The following is a 19085-nucleotide window of genomic DNA, read 5'->3' as shown; positions in this document are numbered from 1 at the left end:
ACCGATGCTACCCCGCAACAGGTGACCTGGTTCTGTACACGAAAACACCCTCCCGATGGGGCCTGGTTATAAACATCATCCACTATGGGAATTCACTATGCTGCAGTCTTCATCCGTTCGCTTCAGGATGGCGGTTATCCTCCGGGCCAGTATGGCGCTCACCACTGCTGCCCTTGTGGCCATCAGCGCAGGCTCCCCACTGGGTACCTTCCGTGAAATCATGTCCAGTCCGGGGTTATATATTGATCTCTTCTTCCTGCTGCTCCTGATTTTTACCTTGTGGAATGTTGCCTGTGTTTTCGTTGACGGACATCCCCTGAACGGGGCGCTTAACGGCCTCACACTCTGGATCGGTGCAGGGGCATTCGATGTAATGGATGAAATCGTCAGTCAGCCGCGATGGGGGGGCTACTTCTGCGAGGATTTGTTGAAGCTCTCCGGACTGCTTCTCACCGTTATTAGCGTCTATCGGATCGTCCTGCGGATGAATTCCCGTTTTTCTGTGGCGCAGACCAGCGCCCTGCATGATGAACTCACACGGCTTCCGAACCGGCGTTATTTTGTGGAAACCCTCAGCAACACGACCAGTACACAGCTGTCCATGATGATCATCGATATTGATTTTTTCAAACTCATCAATGACCGGTGGGGGCATGATGCCGGCGATGAGATTTTGTCCAGATTCGGGGGACAGCTGGCGGGTATCAGTGGACCTGCCCTGAAAGTTTTCCGTATCGGGGGAGAGGAATTTGCGGTGATCGGCGAGGGCCTTTCCCGGTATGAGGCGATTCGTTATGCAGAATCCATCTGCAGGAATGCCCGGAACATCAGGCTGGATGATGGTCAGTGTATCTCCGTCAGTATCGGGATTGCTTTCCGGAAAGAGGGGGAAAGTCAGCAGTCGTTAATGAAAAAAACCGACAAGGCGCTGTACCGGGCAAAGGAAAACGGACGCAACAGGATTGAACTGGCTGGCAATGAAAGGTCTGTATCGTAATTCTGTTCAGATACCTTCAGCGCATTACGGTCATTTCTGCCCTTTTCACTGCCTGTCAGTACAAGCCTTGAAAATACTCAGGAATATATTCTTCGGAGGGTTTGCCTTAAAACATAAATGTGATTTACATCACAATTAAATGCCCTATAATCGCCGAAAAATTACGCTACACGATTCGACGGCAGGGATGAGATGTCACCCTGCCGTTTTTTTATGTAACCCGGCGCTGTGCCGGATTCATCACTGAGGTGCAGCACCTGTAAGACTATAAAAACCAGAGTCCGGTCTTCATCTTTCAGCGCTTCAGATTGAATACTGTTTCCTTTTCAAAGGATGTTTATCCTCACGGTCGACCGTCAGACTTTTTATTGTCAAACGCCAGAATAACGCCGACGCAGAGCAGCACAGCGTAACAGAGCTGTAGCGCGATCGTCACCGGCAGTGAGATATCATCAACCAGAAGTAATGGCACGACAGTGGCCACGCCGAGCAACATCATCCCTCTGCCGGTTTTTTTTACCCGTTCAGGCCACTTGGCTTCCGGGACGTTCCTGGCGCGCAGAATATGGTGAATGAACTGCTCGGCCGTTCGCTTAATGACTGACATATTTCACTCTCCGAATGCCCTTCGCATATTTTTCTTTATCCCGGCGGTTTGCGTATCCGTTGACGGAGTGACTGACGATACCGGTTTCTCCGGGATGACCGCCGCAGAGCCCGCGCCTGTCATCCCGGAGCCAGCCATCTGCTGAACCAGAACCTGCAGCTCCCTGACCGACGCGGGCGGAACCGGCATGCTGGCCAACAGACGCGGCAGTTCGGGCGCCATCGTATGCAGCGCCAGACCGGTGATAATCAGGTTTCTCAGCAGTTCACCGCGCAGACGGGATGAAACACCCGACAGCAGGCTTTCGACCCGTTCACTGCTCCGGTCATCCTGAAGCGCCAGGGTGTAACGCCGGCGCCGGGATTCAGCCTCCGGCGAGACTGTCAGTGCCGTCATGCCGGAGTCCGGCTCATCCGGTAACCCGGACAATGACGACCATCTTCCGGATACCAGCGCCATTAAGGCGTAAAGCCGGCAGGCGCTCAGCTGACCATCAAAGAATACCGGGATGAGTGCCGGTAAACGGGTGTCGATCTGGTACACCACCGCGCCTGCGGTGGTGACGGTTCGGATAAAATCACCGCGCAGGGGCTGCGAGATGGTGTTGATCGTCGCCATTGCCGCGATATCGGTGTAATCGTCGCTGTGAAGATAGAAAGAATACTGGCCGTCCGGCACGTTTAATCCTCTTTATTGTACAGGGCAATCTCTCTGGCCAGAGCCAGCTGCGGATCGCCAATAACCTCTATACGGTCAGGAGCCAGAGGCCACGCCTGACGGATAGCCTCTTCAATGAGAGATGCCCCTCCCCCGACCAGGAATACCCGGTTAACATTCCTGAAGGCCGTCAGCTCACTGGTGACACGCGCTCCCAGGGAAGTAATCGCCTCTGCAATCTTATTCCGGACATCATCAATTTTACCGGCATCGTTGATCACACGCTGCAGATAATCACGGTCATTCCGGTTACGGATGACCGTGTCAGCAATCATGGCACTGGTTTCACTGTCGGCAGCACGCAGTGCGCCTGCTGCTGCACGTGTCACCTGTGACACCCCGACTGAGGGATTGCCGTGTACTGCACTGATATCATCGAACTGGCCAACAATCACACCCGCATCGAGCGTGGTTCCACCGAGATCGATAATCAGGGTGGTTTCACCCGGTCCGGGCTGGAGTTCAGCAAGCCGGGTGAACGCCGCCGGCAGTGATTCCGGCATGACCTTCACGTCCGTCACGGTGAATGCCGTGCCCTTATTGATAGTCAGCCCACGCATGAGGTTTTCCCGTTTGCGGCGGATGTTCTCCTCATTACGCTGACAGTCCCCGTCGTAATACTCACTCAGGGGCAGCGTGACCGTCAGGCTCACCGGCTGCGGCTCAAGTCCGCTGCTCAGCAGGGCATGATGCACGGCCAGCAGGTTGAGATCGCCGTACTGATAATCCACGTTTGTGGTCGGGATGGCATCGCGGCTGACACTGTCCCAGGTATATTTCAGCGTCCCGACCTGATAGTTGAACGTCGCCATACTGAATTCCGCCACTTTCCAGCCATGCCGGAAAGAGTTTGCAGAGACCCGGGTCAGCAGCGCGTCACCCTCAAACCATGCCAGCTTAACATTAGTCGAACCATCATCGCAGTAAATATTCATCATTATGCTCCATCAATTAAACTCAATTTGATACTTATTATAAAATCAAAACGAGAATATAAAAGCCTTATTTCTCATAATGAACAACTAAAAGGCATCACATTGATATTTTCTATCTTATTGAGCAACTTACAACGCGCACTACGAGCACGTCCCTGACGCTCTGGCTTATCGGCGAAGTGTCAAATATACTGTGTTTATAACCAGTGTATTTGACATCAGGAGGAAACATGAAATTGCAGCTTCTCAGTCCGGGAAAAGACATCCCGCCGAAGACCCATCCGTTGTTTTCAGACCTGGCCAGCTGTGGTTTTCCCAGCCCGGCCCAGGATTACGTCACCGCCGATCTGGATTTGCATGAGTACTGTATCCGCCATCCGAGCGCCACCTACTATCTGCGTGCAAGCGGAGACAGCATGTCAGACGGCAGTCTGTACAACGGAGATTTGCTGGTCGTGGACAGTGCTGAGAAGCCGCAGCATGGCGATATTGTGGTAGCCAGTCTGCAGGGTGAGTTTACCGTCAAACGGCTGTTGCTGAGGCCGCAGCTGGTCCTGCAGCCCATGAACGCCGCCTGGTCCCCGATTTATCCGGACCCCGACGAACTGGATATCTTCGGCGTTGTGACCCACATCATTCACCGTCCACGGGAGATGTACTGATGTTCGCCCTGGCCGATGTGAACAGCTTTTACGCCAGCTGTGAGCGGGTGTTTCGCCCGGATCTGAAGGGAAAACCGGTGGTGGTGCTCAGCAATAACGATGGCTGTGTGATCGCAAGAAGCGCGGAGTCAAAGCCCTGGATAAAAATGGGCACTCCGTGGTTCCAGATAAAGAACAACGCCTATCCGGAAAAAATACACGTATTTTCAAGTAACTACGAGCTGTACGCTTCAATGTCAGCACGGGTGATGAGCTGTCTGGAAGAGCTGGCTCCGAGAGTAGAGCAGTACAGTATTGACGAGATGTTCCTCGACCTGACTGGCGTGGAACACTGCATGGATCTGGAAGACTTCGGCCGGCAGCTGCGCCAGCACGTCTATGACTGCACACGCCTGACCATTGGAGTGGGAGCGGGACCTACTAAAAGTTTAGCAAAATCAGCACAATGGGCCTCCAAGGAATGGAAACAGTTCCGTGGCGTTCTCGCCCTGACACCCGGAAACCCTGCCCGCACACGAAAACTACTCTCGCTGCAACCGGTGGAGGAAATTTGGGGAGTGGGAAACCGTATTGCGAAAAAACTACATGTCCTGGGGATCAAGACAGCGCTCGACCTGGCCCTGACAAACCCGACGTTTGTGCGAAATAACTTTTCTGTTGTGCTGGAACGTACCGTTCGTGAACTGAATGGCGAAAGTTGCATTGCGCTTGAGGAAGCACCTCCAACCAAACAGCAGATCGTCTGCAGCAGAAGTTTTGGCGAAAAAATTACGGAGTATGAATCTCTTCGTCAGGCTGTCTGCCAGTACGCAGAAAGGGCCGCAGAGAAGCTGCGGGGAGAACGACAATATTGCCGGCATATCTCTGTCTTCGTGAAAACCTCTCCTTTCGCCGTCAGGGAGCCCTACTACGGCAACGTGGCCACTGAAAAACTGCTCACGCCCACCCAGGACACCCGTGACATTGTTGCGGCCGCAACCACAGCACTGGAGCGTATCTGGAAAGACGGGCACCGGTATGCGAAAGCGGGTGTCATGCTGAATGACTTCACCGGTTCCGGTGTCTCTCAGCTGCAGCTGTTCGACGAACGTCCCCCCCGCCCCCACAGTGCGGAGTTGATGAAGGTTCTCGATGGTATAAATCAGTCAGCTCTGGGACACGTCTGGTTCGCCGGGCGAGGCATTGCACCATCGTGGCAGATGAAAAGGGACATGCTTTCTCCTGCTTACACGACGCGCTGGAAAGATATTCCAACAGCCAGGATCAGTTAAGCTTCGTTTTTGAAAGAGCTGACAGTGCTCGCCGCAGCCGAACGACCGGGCAAAGCCCGCGAGTGAGCGAGGAAGCACCAGGGGACTGAATGAACATATTCTGCTTACGCTCTGGGTTATGTATGTCATGTTCTCTCGAGTTATCCACTTATCCACGGCCTTGTTTTTATAAGATCTTTTTCAATAGTTTTAGGTTTACCTTTTTAGAGAGGCCTTCAGGCTAGCAACCACGGGGGTTGTGGACGGTTCAGTGTGACAAAATGCCCTTTGAGTGTGACAAGTCACCCTCACCACCGCGCTTTTACGTGACAAAATGCCCTCAACCCTGTGACAAATTGCCCTCAGAGATAGATGGATTGCACAAAGTTATCCCCCGGTGTTGACTCTTTTCTGAAAGGTGTGACAATCTAAAAACCTGTCACACTTAACACGGATCTGTCATGACGGAAGTTGCGGTTATTAACCAAAAAAAACGTAGAAATAGTCCGCGAATTGTCCAGTCGAATGAACTGACTGAGGCTGCATACAGTCTTTCTCGCGACCAGAAACGTATGCTGTATTTGTTTGTAGATCAGATCCGTAAGTCTGATGGCACGCTACAGGAACATGATGGTATATGTGAAATCCAGGTGGCGCAGTATGCCTCAACCTTTGGCCTGACATCCGCAGAGGCCAGTAAGGATATTCGTCAGGCTCTTAAGGGATTTGCCGGTAAAGAAGTGGTGTTTTATCGCCCTGAAGAGGACGCTGGAGATGAAAAAGGATATGAATCCTTTCCTTGGTTCATCAAGCGTGCACACAGCCCTTCAAGAGGTCTTTATAGTGTCCATATCAATCCCTATCTGATCCCTTTCTTCATTGGCCTTCAGAACCGCTTCACGCAATTTAGGCTGAGTGAGACAAAAGAGATCACGAATCCCTATGCAATGCGCCTGTATGAGTCCTTGTGTCAGTACCGAAAGGCCGATGGCTCTGGCGTTGTCTCTCTTAAAATCGACTGGATTATGGAACGCTACCAGCTCCCGCAGAGCTACCAGCGTATGCCGGACTTCCGTCGTCGCTTCCTGCAGGCAAGTGTCGACGAGATAAACAGCAGAACGCCAATGCGGTTGTCTTATATTGAAAAGAAGAAAGGGAGAATAACGACACATATAGTCTTTTCTTTCAGTGATATAACTTCAATTTCACCGTCTTGAGCTAAGGGTGATTTGTCACCCTTGTGAGTGCAGAACGTCACATTAAACATGTTGAATGAGGGTTGTTTGTCACAGGTTAGTTATTAACTAAGGGCAATTTGTCTCGTTTAATTATGACTGAGATGCATTTAAGCGGTTTCACCACACATCCAATATCCCCCTGATCTCCTCATCGACCATAAATCTGTGCAAATTGTCACTGTTAATCGTCAAAACCATCAGGAATTTGATTTACATACTCAGGGCAAATTGTCACAGAATTGATGGCTGTGGCACCGGCTCTTCCTCGATACATCTGAGGGTAAATTGTCACTGTTGTCCTGACTTACCTGAAGTACAAATAAGCGTTGCTTGTACCTGGAGCAAAACAGTTACCTCCCTGCCCTGAAGATGTGCTTCAGAAGAATACTGTTAAATGTTGTTTGTACCGGTTCTGGCCAGTCAGGTGGGTCTGTCAGCAGTGTCCCGACCTGACGCATAAAGTTGTGCGTATCGGCCTTTCTCTCGAGGTAATCAGCTGAGTCATATCCCATCGTTTCAATGATCAACGTATTAACTGTTTGCTTGCCAGCCGGCGCCACGTTCAAAATAAAATCCGGATGAATAATTTCTTCAATCCCATCCATCACAGTTCTCATCGTGAACAGTGGCTTGCTGAGGCTGAGAGATTCAGGGTGATTTGTCTTGCGAGAAGCGAATTCGCAGGCACTAATGATTGTCTTAAGAGTGGTCTTTTCCAGGTTACTGTCAACCGGCACCGGGTTATCAAACGACAAGGCCGCATGTGCATAGCCTTTAGTGGCTGAGCTGGCTCGTCCCCTGGTTTGATTCTGGCTTTTTCTTTTCTGTCAGGCAGCCAGTCGTCTCCACCGATTGGATCAAGCGGGCTTGTTTTACCTTCGTGGGACGTTGAGTCTGCGTCTCTCTCTTTCTTCATCCGGTACAAAGGACACGCTTCATCATGCTTTCTGGATTTTTCTAAGTGTCTTAGCGTTGCCCTTTTTACTTCACAGTTATAGGGGCCTTTATGGTACTGATCAGGTTCAACGCAGTCGCATTCTATCCACAGTTCCTTTCTGTCCATCTCTTCCAGTATGGCATTAGCGATGCGTAAATCTGCCTGTGATGGTTTTCTGGCGTGACTGAATACATGCAGCAGGGATTCCTTTTCCGTTACATTTAAATGTCGTTCCAGGCGCCCTCTTGGCGCTTCTTTCCAGACAAGTCTCATACCTTCACTCCTGTTTAAGATGGTTACAAAACAATAATATGTAATACAAAAGAAATACAAATTAGATACAAAAGAAATTCAAAAGAAATTCAAAAGAAATGCAAATTCATGATGATTCGATTTGATTTATATAATACATATCAATATTTATCATATAGTTAATTAATTTAAAGCATTGGCTTTCTTTCAAGGTAACTTAAGGGAGTCAAGTATGTTTTTATCAACATAGGATATTAGGTTGGTGACAAGTTTTTCCAGCGCTTTCACATCCTCACTCTTGATGGTATGAGGTTCTCCTTGTTTACTTCTTCCGTTACGGTGAACGATATCGTGACGGAGCATTACGGCTTTGCCGATTTCATTCTTCATCACTTCTGGGAACTCTATATGAAGACAATTCGAGTAGAGTTCAGTAACTGTTGGAATGTGGTGGAACGACAACTGAAAAAGCTCCTTTTCTATTGTCTTGTCTAAGTCGTCAAGTTGCTTAAATACCTCTGACAGAGATTCTTTTTTCCCGGACTTGAATTTGTCATGGTTTTCCACAAATCGTCGTCTTACCTGCGGTCGTGTTACTGAGGTGATAAAAATGTCAGAAAGGTAAGCCTCCATGACTGTAATAATTCCGGAATAACACATTCGCATCAGGACCAGATTTAGCGGCTCTGACTGCATCAGATAGCGTATGTCTTCAATACTCTTCCTTGCGAACCTTAGATGTAAGGTTTCACGAGCCATTTGCTCTTCCAGGTCATCAAAGTCAGGTAATATGCCATCGGCAATAAGCTCATGTAGATTGAGTTCGCACAGAGCATCATCGTCGCTAACCATAAGGACTGCGAGCGCGTAAAAATCAGGATCGGAACAGGGAAAATTAAAACCTGAGTGGCATATCACATCGACGGATGGGTCAGTTGTACTCAGCATCAGAGACAGAATTGGGTCGTTTGTTTCTTTCCATTTATAGAGCAGGAAATCTGTGGTTGGCACCTCTGGCCATTCGTTGGCTTTATGCAGTCTCGATAGCCAGTCTTCCAGTAATCCAAATTGCAATGCAGGTAATACCTGCTTAAACCATTCCTTTTGTACGAGGGCAAGAATGCCCCCTTCTGAAGGAGCATCCTCAAGATGTATTAACTCCTTTTCGTACTTATTTCTCCAGTTTTTGAGACAACGTGAGAAATCCAATTCAATCGAAGCTAGATTAATCCCTTGTTCACAGAGTCTTCTACGCATTTCCGCTACTGTCGTTCTGTATCCAGTAAACGGTCTACAGAATTTACCTGCGTCGTCATTTTTGCTCACTTCCCTGACGCGATCGCTTTCAAGAAAATACCATTTATCGAAACCATTCTGGGTATCTGAAAAATTAAAATTACCTAAAGTAATGCTTGTCCATGTTGACATATATACCTATATACACAATGTGAATGGAGTACAAAAGAAATACAAAAAGATTACAAAAGGAATACATGTAAAATTTTAATTCATACATCGGCGCTGTGATTTAGAATACAAATGAATTACTCATGTATTACAAATTGAATTCAAAAAAAACAATGTCGAATACACATGTAATACAAATGTAATCCTTTAATTGTATGAGATTCAGCCGTTAAGGAAGTCTGTATCTCCTTCGCAAAACGCGCACCCGCTCATGAAGCTTAACTCCGGGACGAAATCACTGTAATGATGACAATGCCCGCACTGTTTAAGTTCTTGATAAAACGCCAAGCACACCACACACAGATATCCATCGCCTGATTTACAGACACTCTCTGGACTCATACAATTTGTACATCCGGCGGGGAGTAAATTTTGGGTCTGTTCATCAATAGTTCGCAGTGGGGAATCCAGCAATGCCATTCTGCTGCTATTGAACCCACATTCAATGCACACAAAGTCGTCCTCTCCATTAAACAGGACCTGGTTCTTATTACATTTCGGGCAAACGATTAAGATGTGTGGTGTGGAAACGAAGCAGACCTTGCAGGTTGTATCTTCTAAAACATACCGAGCGTCAGCAGCTGGCTCTTTAATCGTGACTAACGCCCTCTGCTTACACTGATGGCAGTCCTGTATTTCAGTATCATTCCTGGCAAGTTCATCAAGCTCTGGCTGAATATGTTTCAGTCTGACTGCAGCATAAAAAGCATTCCCTCTGAGCATGGAGGTTTCATTGTGAGCAAGTCTCCACCTTAAGCGCACCTCAAAAAATGATTTCCACTCATCGCGCATCAGACGATTGAGTGCAAACCAGGCATCTGCCTGTTCCTTCTGGATCTGATGCTGCTCAGCATCGGTGAAGGAGGGGTGATAGAAATGCACCATGCGGTTACGGTGCTGTCTGATTTTGTCGAAAACTTCCATAGTGGCTTTAGGTAATGGCCTCTCGAGGATATCCCCGAGACGGGCACAGGTATCGTCGTAAGTGACAGACTGAAAATCGCCGGCAAGGTACTTGCTCCGAACAATTTTTTTTCCGGTACATGCCAGCGTCCAGTGTTCGTGGACAAGAGGTACTTTCAGCAGGATCTCAACCGCCGTCCAGAAACTGACAACCGAAAACTTCGGTTTAGACGATTCAAGTTCTTCAAGTGCCTTTTCCAGAAAATCCAGTCCGTTATCAATGAGCGCCTTAACATCTTGACTCAGTTCCGGACGCTGGGGTTCATAACTTAAATCGCGGTAGTGATTGGACATGTATCCTTCCTTATGTCAGTTATTTCCGCGCAGCAGCTGCAGCGCATCCTGAGTGTCAAGTGAGAACCGGACCTGCTGACTGGCAGCGACATCGAGCGCAAATATCTTCGTATAGACCTCGGTACTCTCAAACTTCTCATGCCCCATCAGCCCCTGCAGGATCTTCGGGTGAACATGGCCATATAAAAGGTGCATCGCGAAGCTGTGCCGGAACGCGTGAGGAATAACGGTGATGCTGAACCGCACACCGTCGCGGCCAGCGGCATCGACCGCGCGTCCGAGCCAGTTTCTTACCGTCCGGTCGGAAATCCCCCAGATCGGCATCGCCCGCCGCTCACCGGAGAGATTATCTTCTTCAAACTGCTCTTTGGTGCTGGCGAACAGCCGGCGCATCTCATCGACATAGGCCGGATCGGAAAGGGGGACTACGCGGTTTGGGCTGCTACCTTTTTTCGGGCGACCGCCGCTGCTGCGACGCTGTTTGGCAGTACGCAGAACCACATGAGGGATTTGCTCATTGAGGTGAAAATCCCTTCGTCTTAAGGCCAGTGCTTCGTTTAGGCGCGCGCCGGTGTTCCACAGTGTGTTGATGAACGCATGCTGATTCCAGTCCGGCAGATAGTGGAGGAGGGCGGTGACTTCCGGCGCCAGCAGATATTTCGGCATCTCGGTGTAGTGCCGCGCCATCTCGCGCAGGGACAGTGCCCGCCCATAATCAAATCCGGCCGGCAGACCGGGTGTCTGTAGGACAGGGGAGTGATGATGAAAAGTGGGAAGATTCATAACGCTCCAGGTGGTAAGGATGCTCTGCACGAAATCTGACCAGGCTTACCATTCAGTAACCCTAGGCATTATCACGCAGCGCAATGAGATAATTATCTGTGCTCATTTTCGCTGCTGGCGACCGATGATGCCACGGAAAAAACCCGCAGCGGCACGTGTGCTGAATTTCCGAATTATGTATATATACCATAAAGCGGAAACAATTAAACCGGATGCCAATATGAAACACGATCCAGAGAAGATCCTTTTATGCCCGATATTGTGGTGATCGGTCAGGGCGGGCACCATATGGTGTGTTTTGTGACAAACTGCCCTCAGTGGAAGATGCTTTCCGGAAATAGCAGAAAACGGAATGCACGATTTCCAGAAGATGAAAAAAGTGCAGAAATTGCACTTTTTTAAGATTTTGTGTATTCTTGATTCATGGAAATCTTAAATACCCGAGACGAGGCGACTATGACAAACGCAAGTTACACATCTAAAGCCCGTGCTCACCTCAAAAGCCCTGAGCACACTGAAAATCAATTGTTACTGGCCCGCATTCACAATGTGGGTTCCAAATTCGTTGAGGCATTGCAGGAACTGCCACGCGAACAGCTGATGGATATGCTTACGCTGCAGGATGAAGAATTCTGGGCCGAATTAAGAAAGCAGGCTCAGCTGCAGACGTTAATTAATGTAAAAACTCCTGAAAAACAGGAGCAGGAAGATCGCGCAAAAGCCAGAGAGCTGTTTCTTAAGTCGCTGGAGAAATCCGGCGGAGTACACAAGTCTTCCGCCGTCATTAAAATTTTATCGACGACTGTGCCGACCCTGATTAAAAAGGGTAATCGTGGTGAAGTGATATTCATTAAATGGGGTGCTGAGAACCTGTATCCGGTTTTTCAGTTTTGCACCTCTGAGAAAAATTCAGAAGGCGGCATGCTGGCCGGCGTTCCTGAATTATTAGCCCTGCTTAAACATCAGGTGAGTGAAGTACGTAAATGTCACTTCTTTACACGCAAAGTCGATATTCCAGGTACCGAGACAAAAGTCTCTATTATTGAGGCTCTGCGACGGGGGGTGAAACCGGAAGAAATGGCGCATTTCAGGATACTGGCCGATAACTTCGGAACCAACCACACCATGTAAAAAAATGGGCCGTAAGGCCCATTTTCAATCTCAGAGAGTATAAATACTCAGCTTTGATTTTAAGATCGTCTGCGTACTTTTTCCGTCAAGGCTGAACTTACTTAGCGGTGTGACTGAGATATTCTTCAGCATTCCGTTACCTTGAGCGACGTCTGACCACAGCGCGATACAGGGGTTGCCGGTGTGTTGAGACAAATATTCAATACCATCAGCATATTGAGACAAGACCTCGGCCAGCCACTGAGTATCCTCATAGACAGCATTCGATCCCATCAAAGAACCTAGCGTAGTTTTGAGATGGGGTGCCAGGGCAGCTAAATCAATAATATTGATTGTGCGGGCTGCCTGAATCACCGCCATACAGTTGTTCTCAAGATCCTTGGTTGCAACGAAATCAGCATCTTGATAAAACTCTTTCAGTCCTGTAAATGCCGTGGTGGCCAGATACATTACACCTTTGGATTTGTTGCGTAGTGAAAAGCGGGTTTCCGATTCCGAATTGAAATGAATACCATTTCCACTGTAATACTGGTCCTGCACCTTGTAAAAATCATGTTCAATAGCTAATTTTTTGAAAATACCACTATCAGAGATTTCAGTGTCGGCAATGATTTGAGCTACTACATTACGTAGGTCCTCGGTAAATAGATACATGGGTGATTCCTTCTGTAAAGTTTCTATATCTGATTCTTTGAGTTTCCATAGGGAAATCCTCTAAGAGTTTTTGAGTGTGTTATGCCCTGCAGGGCAGGGATAACGGGGATTTGTCGCCCGTTAAGCTGACGACTGGGGATATAATACATGACCTGAAACAGGTTTTACTTAGGGAGGGGAAAGGCAGAGGAAAAATTGCGATAAACCACGCATTCTGGTAGGGAAAGCGTTAGCTTCATATATGTTAAGCCGCAGATTCTGCAGGTGTCATGGCAAAAAAAAACGCCCTTATACCAGGACGTTTTATGGGATGAAGAGGTGTTTCAGATAACCTCTGTCGAATACATTTGTATTTCATATGAATTACAACTGTAGGAGGTCAGATGTTCTCTTTAATTGCCTTGAGCACTTTCTCCGGACCAGCAGACTGAGCCAGATAGAGACCTGCCCGCAGCAAGGTCGATACCGTGATGTTCTTATGTGTCAGCGCCTGGATCTGCTCAACCAGCTCTTGTGCGAGAATCTTTTCAGCCGGTGTCATACGGATAGTTTTTGGACTTTCACCCGTGGTATTTTTCTTTTTCGCGCTGAAACTGGTCAGGCGACTGCTGTTATCCGTCGCGCGTTCAGGTTTTTCCAGTTTTGGACGTTCCAGTGGCTTACTCATTTATACGACCTCTTGTTCTGTCAGCGCTTCTAACTCACGGGCGAGTTTACTGTAGTCATTCAGGGATAATGCACTTTTCTGGAAATAGAAAAGCGGTACACAGGCGACCTGCGACTGAACAATCGCCTGGTCTGTTCTTATTTTTGTTTCAAGCAAACGGGGCGCAATTCGCGGGTGCTCGGTCAGTGCTTTCTCAATTACCGCATTAATCTTTTTATTTGCACCGTTAAAGTTATTCCGGAAAACACTGAAGCGGGAATAATCCGTTTCGGATATCTCATCCATGTAATCCAGCATAATTTCGAGCCCGCTCAACGAGAAACTTCCGCCGTCAACGGGGACCAGTACATGGTCTGCGATATAAATCGCATTGCCTGTCGCAATGTTCAGTCCGGGTGCGCAGTCGAAAATAATGTAACCGTATTCTGAACGAACTTTCTCCAGATGCCGGGCCATAATCTTCTCACGGTGGCTACGGGTGAGGGTCTGCTCAATAATTTTTTCGAAGGTGGGATCGGAAGGAATGAGATCAAGATTAGGAATAGGAGCTTCACCCGCGACGGCCGGAACAATAACGTCCCGGATGTCTGTGCGCGGGTTGTTGTAAAGGTCGCAGATGGTTGGACCAAACATGGAGTAATATTTTTTACCGTTAGCCAGCACTTCTGTCGAGTTGGCCTGCTGGTCCGAATCAACCAGAAGCACCTTATTGCCGCTTCTGGCCAGCGTGACCGCGAGGTTCGTTGCCGTGCTGGTTTTTCCGGGGCCACCTTTGTTGTTCATTATCGCGTAGATTTTCGCCCATGATCCTGTGTTCTTACCTGCCATGACAGCTCCTTAACGGGATGCAAAATGGAATACATAGTAGTTGTTGATAAGGACTATAGCATTACAAATGTAATACACAAGTAATCTTTTTAACTCGTGTTCTGGCAAGATTCAGAGGAGGGTATCGTAGCCTCAGTTATCAAACTTACACTGACAGGAAGATAGATAACTCTTCAATGCCTGATCGCAGACGGCAGAAATTTGTTTTCTAAGATTTTGAAAAAAGATAGTTTCATCTTGAGGCCAAATTATGTATTGCATCTCATGGTAGGTAGCGATTTCGCCTCTGATCTCCGAGAGTTTAATCCCTTCCGAAATCGACATCTCGGGGCGCATAAGAACGGTTGCAACCCGTTTAGATATATCTTCTTCATCTGCAAGATCTTTTAAAATCTTTAACGAACTAATCGGCTTAATTTCTTCTTTGTCATATGTGTAATCTCCGCCAATGTACTCTAAAACAACCTGCGATTTATCAAACGCTGCTTTCTCAGAAATATAATTGGATTTGCAAATATCGAATACTTTATCTAAAAAGCGCTCTAAAGCAGTGCTGAAAGCACTTTCATGAGGGGTTGCATACACGAGTAGACAGGATAAAAGAGGTGTCGGAAGGAAATCTTGAGGCCGTTGCCCCACTTTTATATAAGTAATGTAATTTTCATGACTGGCAATTTTAGCTTTCTTTATGTTCTCAATAAAGCACCCACAGAAAGGACCCGCAGCCGAAATAATTTTTGTATTCAAGAAATCATATTCTTGTTCAACAAGAGAAAGTTTTCGAAACTCCTTTAAATATGAAGCATCAACGGGGTAAGGTTCATTAGGTTCGCGAGGGTTTGAGAAAACAGTATGTTCGAAAAAGTTAAATTGGTGCAGTAACTTTTGATACTCCGGATATCCTGCCGTTTTAACTTTATCGCTACGAACATTGAGAGCATTTACGGCAATCAGGAAAGAAACATCATTTCTTATACAGGAACGAAGCGGGGATGAATAGAGGCGTTTTTCAGAATCAGTTTTGCCTGTCATGTAAGGGTCGGAGTTTATATGCTTCAGTAAATGAAATAATACTCTCATGTAAGGACTGATAACTGCATGTCCTGTCAGAAAGTAAAAATACCGTTCTAACCCACCAATTGAGTTGTTATAATTTGAGAGTTTATAGCTAACGCCATGTGCATTTTTAATCTCAGGCTCATTATCAAGATACGTGCAGAGCGCTGCGTGCAGAGCATTGTGCTGAGTAAGCAGTAAGGTATATCGTTGTTCAAAAGTCTGGCGTGCATTGGCTTTTTGGCTTTCCTTAAGAGTTTCTCTTGAAAACTGGCTGTTTTTTATCATTGCTGTAACAGCCACAAGTGCACTTAATGCACCAAATGCTGCGGCAGCGGCTGTGCTGTAAGTTTCAATAATTGGATTGAGATCTGTCATTGCGACTCCATGCGTGGCTGATATAGAATATCTAAGCGTTGGATTTGTTATTAATAATTGTTTGGTTCATCAAGGTGAAGATGTCCGAATCAAAATCTTGTGATATTATATTACCTCAATATTTATTAAATAAAAATTAGTTCAATATAAATTTCCCCATAAATCTGCCGATAATACAGGAATGATTTAGAAAGGTAGATTTATGAACGGTTTTCACATTTTAAGTTTATGTGTTCAGAATAATGATGTCACGGGCGCAATGCGTGTCCTGCGTGATAAATCAGAATGTGCGGTGCGCAAGATTCTGGAAAAATTAAAAATAAAGGTAACATCGCTGACCGGCAGGGCGTTCTGGCATGACGTTCAGCGCTGGCTGTTGAATGCGTGTCGCCAGGAGAATACACAGCATGAGCCTTCCGGTTCCCGACGTCCTTCATCGGTTTCACACAGTAGAAGCTCTCAGTCCTGCCGCGCTCGACATGATCAAAGTGCTGGCACTTATCGCCATGCTGATCGACCACACCAATACCCTGCTGATGACGCCGCCCGAACCGCTGATGTATGCGCTTGGCCGGATGGCCTTCCCCCTGTTCACGCTTATCTGGGCGATGAACGTGCAGCATACACCAGAGCGTCTCCAGGCAAGGGCGAACCGGTTGTGGATGTGGGCTGTAGTCACCCAGCCGGTGTTCAGCCAGGCCTTTGTCGGACACCAACCCTGGTGGGCACTGAATATCCTGTTCGTGTTCGCCGGCGTCACGCAGCTGCTTGCCCTTCAGTACAGGTTCGGTGCGAAGGGACTGGCGGCCGGCGTACTGCTGTTGGCTCTCCTGGTCTGGCCGCTGAGTCCGGCCAGTTACGGTCTGGCTGGTTTAACCCTGGCCTGTGGCATGGTCAACGTCACCGGAAGGCAGCCCCCTGCAGTACGTGGCGCAGGAACAGCGCTTTGCATTCTGTCACTGTTATGCCTGAACGGGATTGCGCACCTGCTGAGCCTGCCGGAAGACACATTGTTGCTGGCCACCTTACCGACCCTGATTCTCCCGCTGGCAGCCATCTCGATGAGCAACTGGCTGTTTCCTGCTGGCGAACGGCGCTTTATGCCCCGGCACTTTTTTTATATGGCCTATGCCGGACATCTTTTTATTATTGCGGTTATCGTGCAGGGCATCCGTTAAAAACGCCACGCACGCTGACGTCACTCTTTCACCCGCTTCATATCTGACAACTGAGGTCTGCATGTACATTCTGATGAAAAAATGGCTTTCTGTGCTTTGGTTTTATTTAGAATTGATCCCCGGTTTCGCCTTTATCGGGGCCGGCTTTTTTGAATTATTCATTGCTGATTCCGGGTCTCAGATTTGTTTAGAAAACACGATATGTGCGGTCGACAGCCTGAGTTTTATCATGCCCTCGTTATCTGTCTGCTTTGGCATGATGGTTATCATTATCTGGTATCTGACAACGTATCTTCCTTTTAAAGAGAAAGAATCTCATTTTGTTCCCTCCGTTAAACCGGAAGATTTTGTGAAGTAGACGAGGGACTTCGGACGAAATAATATGACAGGGGTCAGTTTGGATATCGAAAATTTTTGTACTATAAGGACTTCCCCGGCATGTCAAAGCCGGTATTTATGGTTTCTGTCTGCTCTTCAGTAAAAATAAAGGGGAGAGACTGCGGTACTATAAACGGCCATGATGAATCGTCATCGATTCGGGCCCTGATGAAAGACGCGCGTGAGGTTCTTGTTCGTTAAGCGGATACGTATATCCTGTACAATAGCCAGATAGGCCTCACGGGGTCTAACCCTTTATCATCAACGAATTGCAGGTCAGATGGTTATACAGCTTCGAGCTTTAGTTGACTGAGTACAGCCGGAAATCATCACCGTAATGTAGTGATGCCCAACACAGCCGCGCATTTTTGGCGGCGATGGCCACAACAGCCCGCCAGTACCCTCTGCGCTCAACCAACATACAAACCCAACGGCTGAATGAGTCAGTCCTTTTCCCGGCGCCAATAAGCACTGAACGAGCCCCCTGAACCAGAAGCGTTCGCAGATACGAATCACCGGCTTTTGTGATCCTGCCGAGTTTCGACTTTCCCCCGCTGCTGTATTGTGATGGCGTCAGCCCCAGCCAGGCTGCCAGTTGACGTCCATTTTTAAAATCATGTGCATTACCGATACTGGCGACCAGTGCACAGGCCGTTGTGGGACCAACGCCCTTTAGCTCCATCAGCCGCTGACTGCGATGATCTGTTTTGGCTATGTGGGACAAAATTCGGTCATATTCAGTGATGTTAGCTTCAATGCGATCAACGTGTTCCATCAAATCATCAACACATTGCTGAACCTGAAGCGGTAAAGAGCTCTTCTGCACAGAAACCATGTGGCGCAGGGCATCAGCACTTTGTGGCGCGATGACACCGAATTCAGATATCAATCCTCGCAGACGATTATACGTTGCTGTTTTCTCTTCGATAAAACCCTGACGGGTACGATGTAAACACTGCATGGCCTGCTGGCTTTCGTCTTTCACTGGTACGAACCGCATATGCGGACGACGAACAGCTTCACAGATAGCCTGAGCATCAGCTGCATCATTTTTTCCTGATTTTCCGGCCATACGATAAGGCGATACAAACTTAGCAGCCATCAGACGTGGCTCATGACCATACTGCCGAAACAATCTTGCCCAGTAGTGAGCCCCGGAGCATGCTTCCATCCCGATAACACAGGGAGGCAAACTTGCAATTAACTCAGGAAGTGCAGCACGCGATACTTTAGGCTTAACCAGAACAGTTCTACCATTTTGATCAACACCGTGAACAGCAAACACATTTTTAGCAAGATCGATACCGACAGTCGTGATAGTCATAACGAATTCCTCCGGGACGATGTGTACCCCATGATTGCACAAGAGTTAATCAGGCGCATAATCAGGGGAAGTCCCTTCCATTCGTTAAGGTTGTTTTGACCTTTCTACTTTAGCTGCCCTCAGCCGACGAAACTTACCGGAAGCCGGGACCCGGTTGCTTTTCCAGATATAATCGCCTGTCAGATTGATGTGTTCCCAACCCAACGGCGACAAATGCGACAGCAGTTGCTCGTTGATCTTCACCCCTTTACGCTTCAGGGCATCGACCGCTCTTTCCATATAGACGGTATTCCAGGGGTCCGCTTGGAAAACGAATCTATGGTCACTCCCGTTTTTGCAACACCGATTTTGACGACAAGTTGGCTTGCTTGAATCTATCCGGCGTCTGA

General features: G+C 47.9%; 21 protein-coding genes and 1 pseudogene. 8 read left to right on the top strand and 14 right to left on the bottom strand.

Annotation, left to right across the window (positions count from 1 at the left end; genetic code table 11):
• The first annotated feature begins 97 nt into the window (after positions 1–97).
• Positions 98–997: a GGDEF domain-containing protein gene (locus GF617_RS27270; RefSeq protein ID WP_304605711.1), complete on the top strand. Its 900-nt coding sequence runs from the start codon at positions 98–100 to the stop codon at positions 995–997.
• 343 nt (positions 998–1340) lie between these two features.
• Here GF617_RS27270 and GF617_RS23180 read toward each other — a convergent pair whose 3' ends face one another.
• From GF617_RS23180 to parM, 3 genes are read right to left on the bottom strand one after another with little or no spacing between them, the layout of a single operon-like run.
• Positions 1341–1604, bottom strand: a complete 264-nt coding sequence (locus GF617_RS23180; RefSeq protein ID WP_203452539.1) for a hypothetical protein — start codon at positions 1602–1604, stop codon at positions 1341–1343.
• A 3-nt stretch (positions 1605–1607) separates the two neighbouring features.
• The gene (locus GF617_RS23175; protein ID WP_203452538.1) at positions 1608–2282 is read right to left on the bottom strand and encodes a plasmid partitioning/stability family protein; all 675 of its coding nucleotides are present in this window, start codon (positions 2280–2282) and stop codon (positions 1608–1610) included.
• 2 nt (positions 2283–2284) lie between these two features.
• The gene (gene parM, locus GF617_RS23170) at positions 2285–3256 is read right to left on the bottom strand and encodes a plasmid segregation protein ParM domain-containing protein (protein WP_203452548.1); all 972 of its coding nucleotides are present in this window, start codon (positions 3254–3256) and stop codon (positions 2285–2287) included.
• A gap of 230 nt (positions 3257–3486) precedes the next feature.
• Between parM and umuD the strand changes: the two genes are divergently transcribed.
• The 3 genes from umuD (at position 3487) to repE (ending at position 6385) form a co-directional block, all read left to right on the top strand.
• The gene (gene umuD / locus GF617_RS23165; RefSeq protein WP_203452537.1) at positions 3487–3918 is read left to right on the top strand and encodes a translesion error-prone DNA polymerase V autoproteolytic subunit; all 432 of its coding nucleotides are present in this window, start codon (positions 3487–3489) and stop codon (positions 3916–3918) included.
• Positions 3918–5189 (top strand): Y-family DNA polymerase, encoded by a 1272-nt coding sequence (locus tag GF617_RS23160; protein ID WP_203452536.1) that lies wholly within the window; start codon positions 3918–3920, stop codon positions 5187–5189. Before umuD ends, GF617_RS23160 begins: the two co-directional genes overlap by 1 nt.
• A gap of 440 nt (positions 5190–5629) precedes the next feature.
• On the top strand, positions 5630–6385 hold the full coding sequence (gene repE, locus GF617_RS23155; RefSeq protein ID WP_203452535.1) for a replication initiation protein RepE: 756 nt from the start codon (positions 5630–5632) through the stop codon (positions 6383–6385).
• A gap of 371 nt (positions 6386–6756) precedes the next feature.
• Here repE and GF617_RS27590 read toward each other — a convergent pair whose 3' ends face one another.
• From GF617_RS27590 to GF617_RS23135, 5 genes are all read right to left on the bottom strand, one after another.
• Positions 6757–7011, bottom strand: coding sequence for a hypothetical protein (locus GF617_RS27590; RefSeq protein WP_239006593.1), 255 nt, complete (start codon positions 7009–7011; stop codon positions 6757–6759).
• An 8-nt stretch (positions 7012–7019) separates the two neighbouring features.
• Positions 7020–7616, bottom strand: coding sequence for a hypothetical protein (locus GF617_RS23150; protein ID WP_239006592.1), 597 nt, complete (start codon positions 7614–7616; stop codon positions 7020–7022).
• Between the two features lie 186 nt (positions 7617–7802).
• Positions 7803–9023 (bottom strand): HEPN/Toprim-associated domain-containing protein, encoded by a 1221-nt coding sequence (locus GF617_RS23145; RefSeq protein WP_203452534.1) that lies wholly within the window; start codon positions 9021–9023, stop codon positions 7803–7805.
• 201 nt (positions 9024–9224) lie between these two features.
• A complete protein-coding gene (locus tag GF617_RS23140) occupies positions 9225–10319 on the bottom strand; it encodes a hsdR (protein WP_203452533.1) in 1095 nt (364 codons plus the stop codon).
• Between the two features lie 15 nt (positions 10320–10334).
• Positions 10335–11102, bottom strand: coding sequence for a tyrosine-type recombinase/integrase (locus GF617_RS23135; RefSeq protein ID WP_203452532.1), 768 nt, complete (start codon positions 11100–11102; stop codon positions 10335–10337).
• Between the two features lie 249 nt (positions 11103–11351).
• Here GF617_RS23135 and GF617_RS23130 point away from each other — a divergent pair, with 249 nt between their 5' ends.
• The gene (locus GF617_RS23130; protein WP_203452531.1) at positions 11352–11504 is read left to right on the top strand and encodes a hypothetical protein; all 153 of its coding nucleotides are present in this window, start codon (positions 11352–11354) and stop codon (positions 11502–11504) included.
• 21 nt (positions 11505–11525) lie between these two features.
• Positions 11526–12233 (top strand): hypothetical protein, encoded by a 708-nt coding sequence (locus tag GF617_RS23125; RefSeq protein ID WP_239006591.1) that lies wholly within the window; start codon positions 11526–11528, stop codon positions 12231–12233.
• Between the two features lie 30 nt (positions 12234–12263).
• Here the strand turns inward: GF617_RS23125 and GF617_RS23120 are convergent, their stop codons facing one another.
• From GF617_RS23120 to GF617_RS23105, 4 genes are all read right to left on the bottom strand, one after another.
• Entirely contained in the window at positions 12264–12887 is a 624-nt protein-coding gene (locus GF617_RS23120; protein ID WP_203452530.1) for an RES domain-containing protein, read from the bottom strand.
• A 379-nt stretch (positions 12888–13266) separates the two neighbouring features.
• Positions 13267–13554, bottom strand: coding sequence for a hypothetical protein (locus tag GF617_RS23115; RefSeq protein WP_203452529.1), 288 nt, complete (start codon positions 13552–13554; stop codon positions 13267–13269).
• Entirely contained in the window at positions 13555–14382 is an 828-nt protein-coding gene (locus GF617_RS23110; RefSeq protein WP_203452528.1) for a ParA family protein, read from the bottom strand.
• A 132-nt stretch (positions 14383–14514) separates the two neighbouring features.
• Complete coding sequence (locus GF617_RS23105) at positions 14515–15816, bottom strand: putative phage abortive infection protein (RefSeq protein ID WP_203452527.1); 1302 nt, start codon at positions 15814–15816, stop codon at positions 14515–14517.
• Positions 15817–16223: 407 nt separating this feature from the next.
• Between GF617_RS23105 and GF617_RS23100 the strand changes: the two genes are divergently transcribed.
• On the top strand, positions 16224–16994 hold the full coding sequence (locus GF617_RS23100; RefSeq protein WP_203452526.1) for a TraX family protein: 771 nt from the start codon (positions 16224–16226) through the stop codon (positions 16992–16994).
• Positions 16995–17067: 73 nt separating this feature from the next.
• Positions 17068–17352 carry a hypothetical protein gene (locus tag GF617_RS23095; RefSeq protein ID WP_203452525.1) on the top strand — a complete coding sequence of 95 codons (285 nt, stop codon included), beginning with the start codon at positions 17068–17070 and terminating at the stop codon, positions 17350–17352.
• 321 nt (positions 17353–17673) lie between these two features.
• Here GF617_RS23095 and GF617_RS23090 read toward each other — a convergent pair whose 3' ends face one another.
• Entirely contained in the window at positions 17674–18696 is a 1023-nt protein-coding gene (locus GF617_RS23090; RefSeq protein WP_000156887.1) for an IS110 family transposase, read from the bottom strand.
• An 84-nt stretch (positions 18697–18780) separates the two neighbouring features.
• Positions 18781–18990, bottom strand: a pseudogene (locus GF617_RS23085) (Tn3 family transposase); the annotation flags it as partial.
• Between the last annotated feature and the right edge of the window lie 95 nt (positions 18991–19085).

Source organism: Lelliottia sp. RWM.1 (assembly GCF_016859735.1).
Classification (GTDB): domain Bacteria; phylum Pseudomonadota; class Gammaproteobacteria; order Enterobacterales; family Enterobacteriaceae; genus Enterobacter.
The sequence above is the reverse complement of the archived record's forward strand: the minus strand, read 5'-3'. Positions and strand labels throughout refer to the sequence as shown.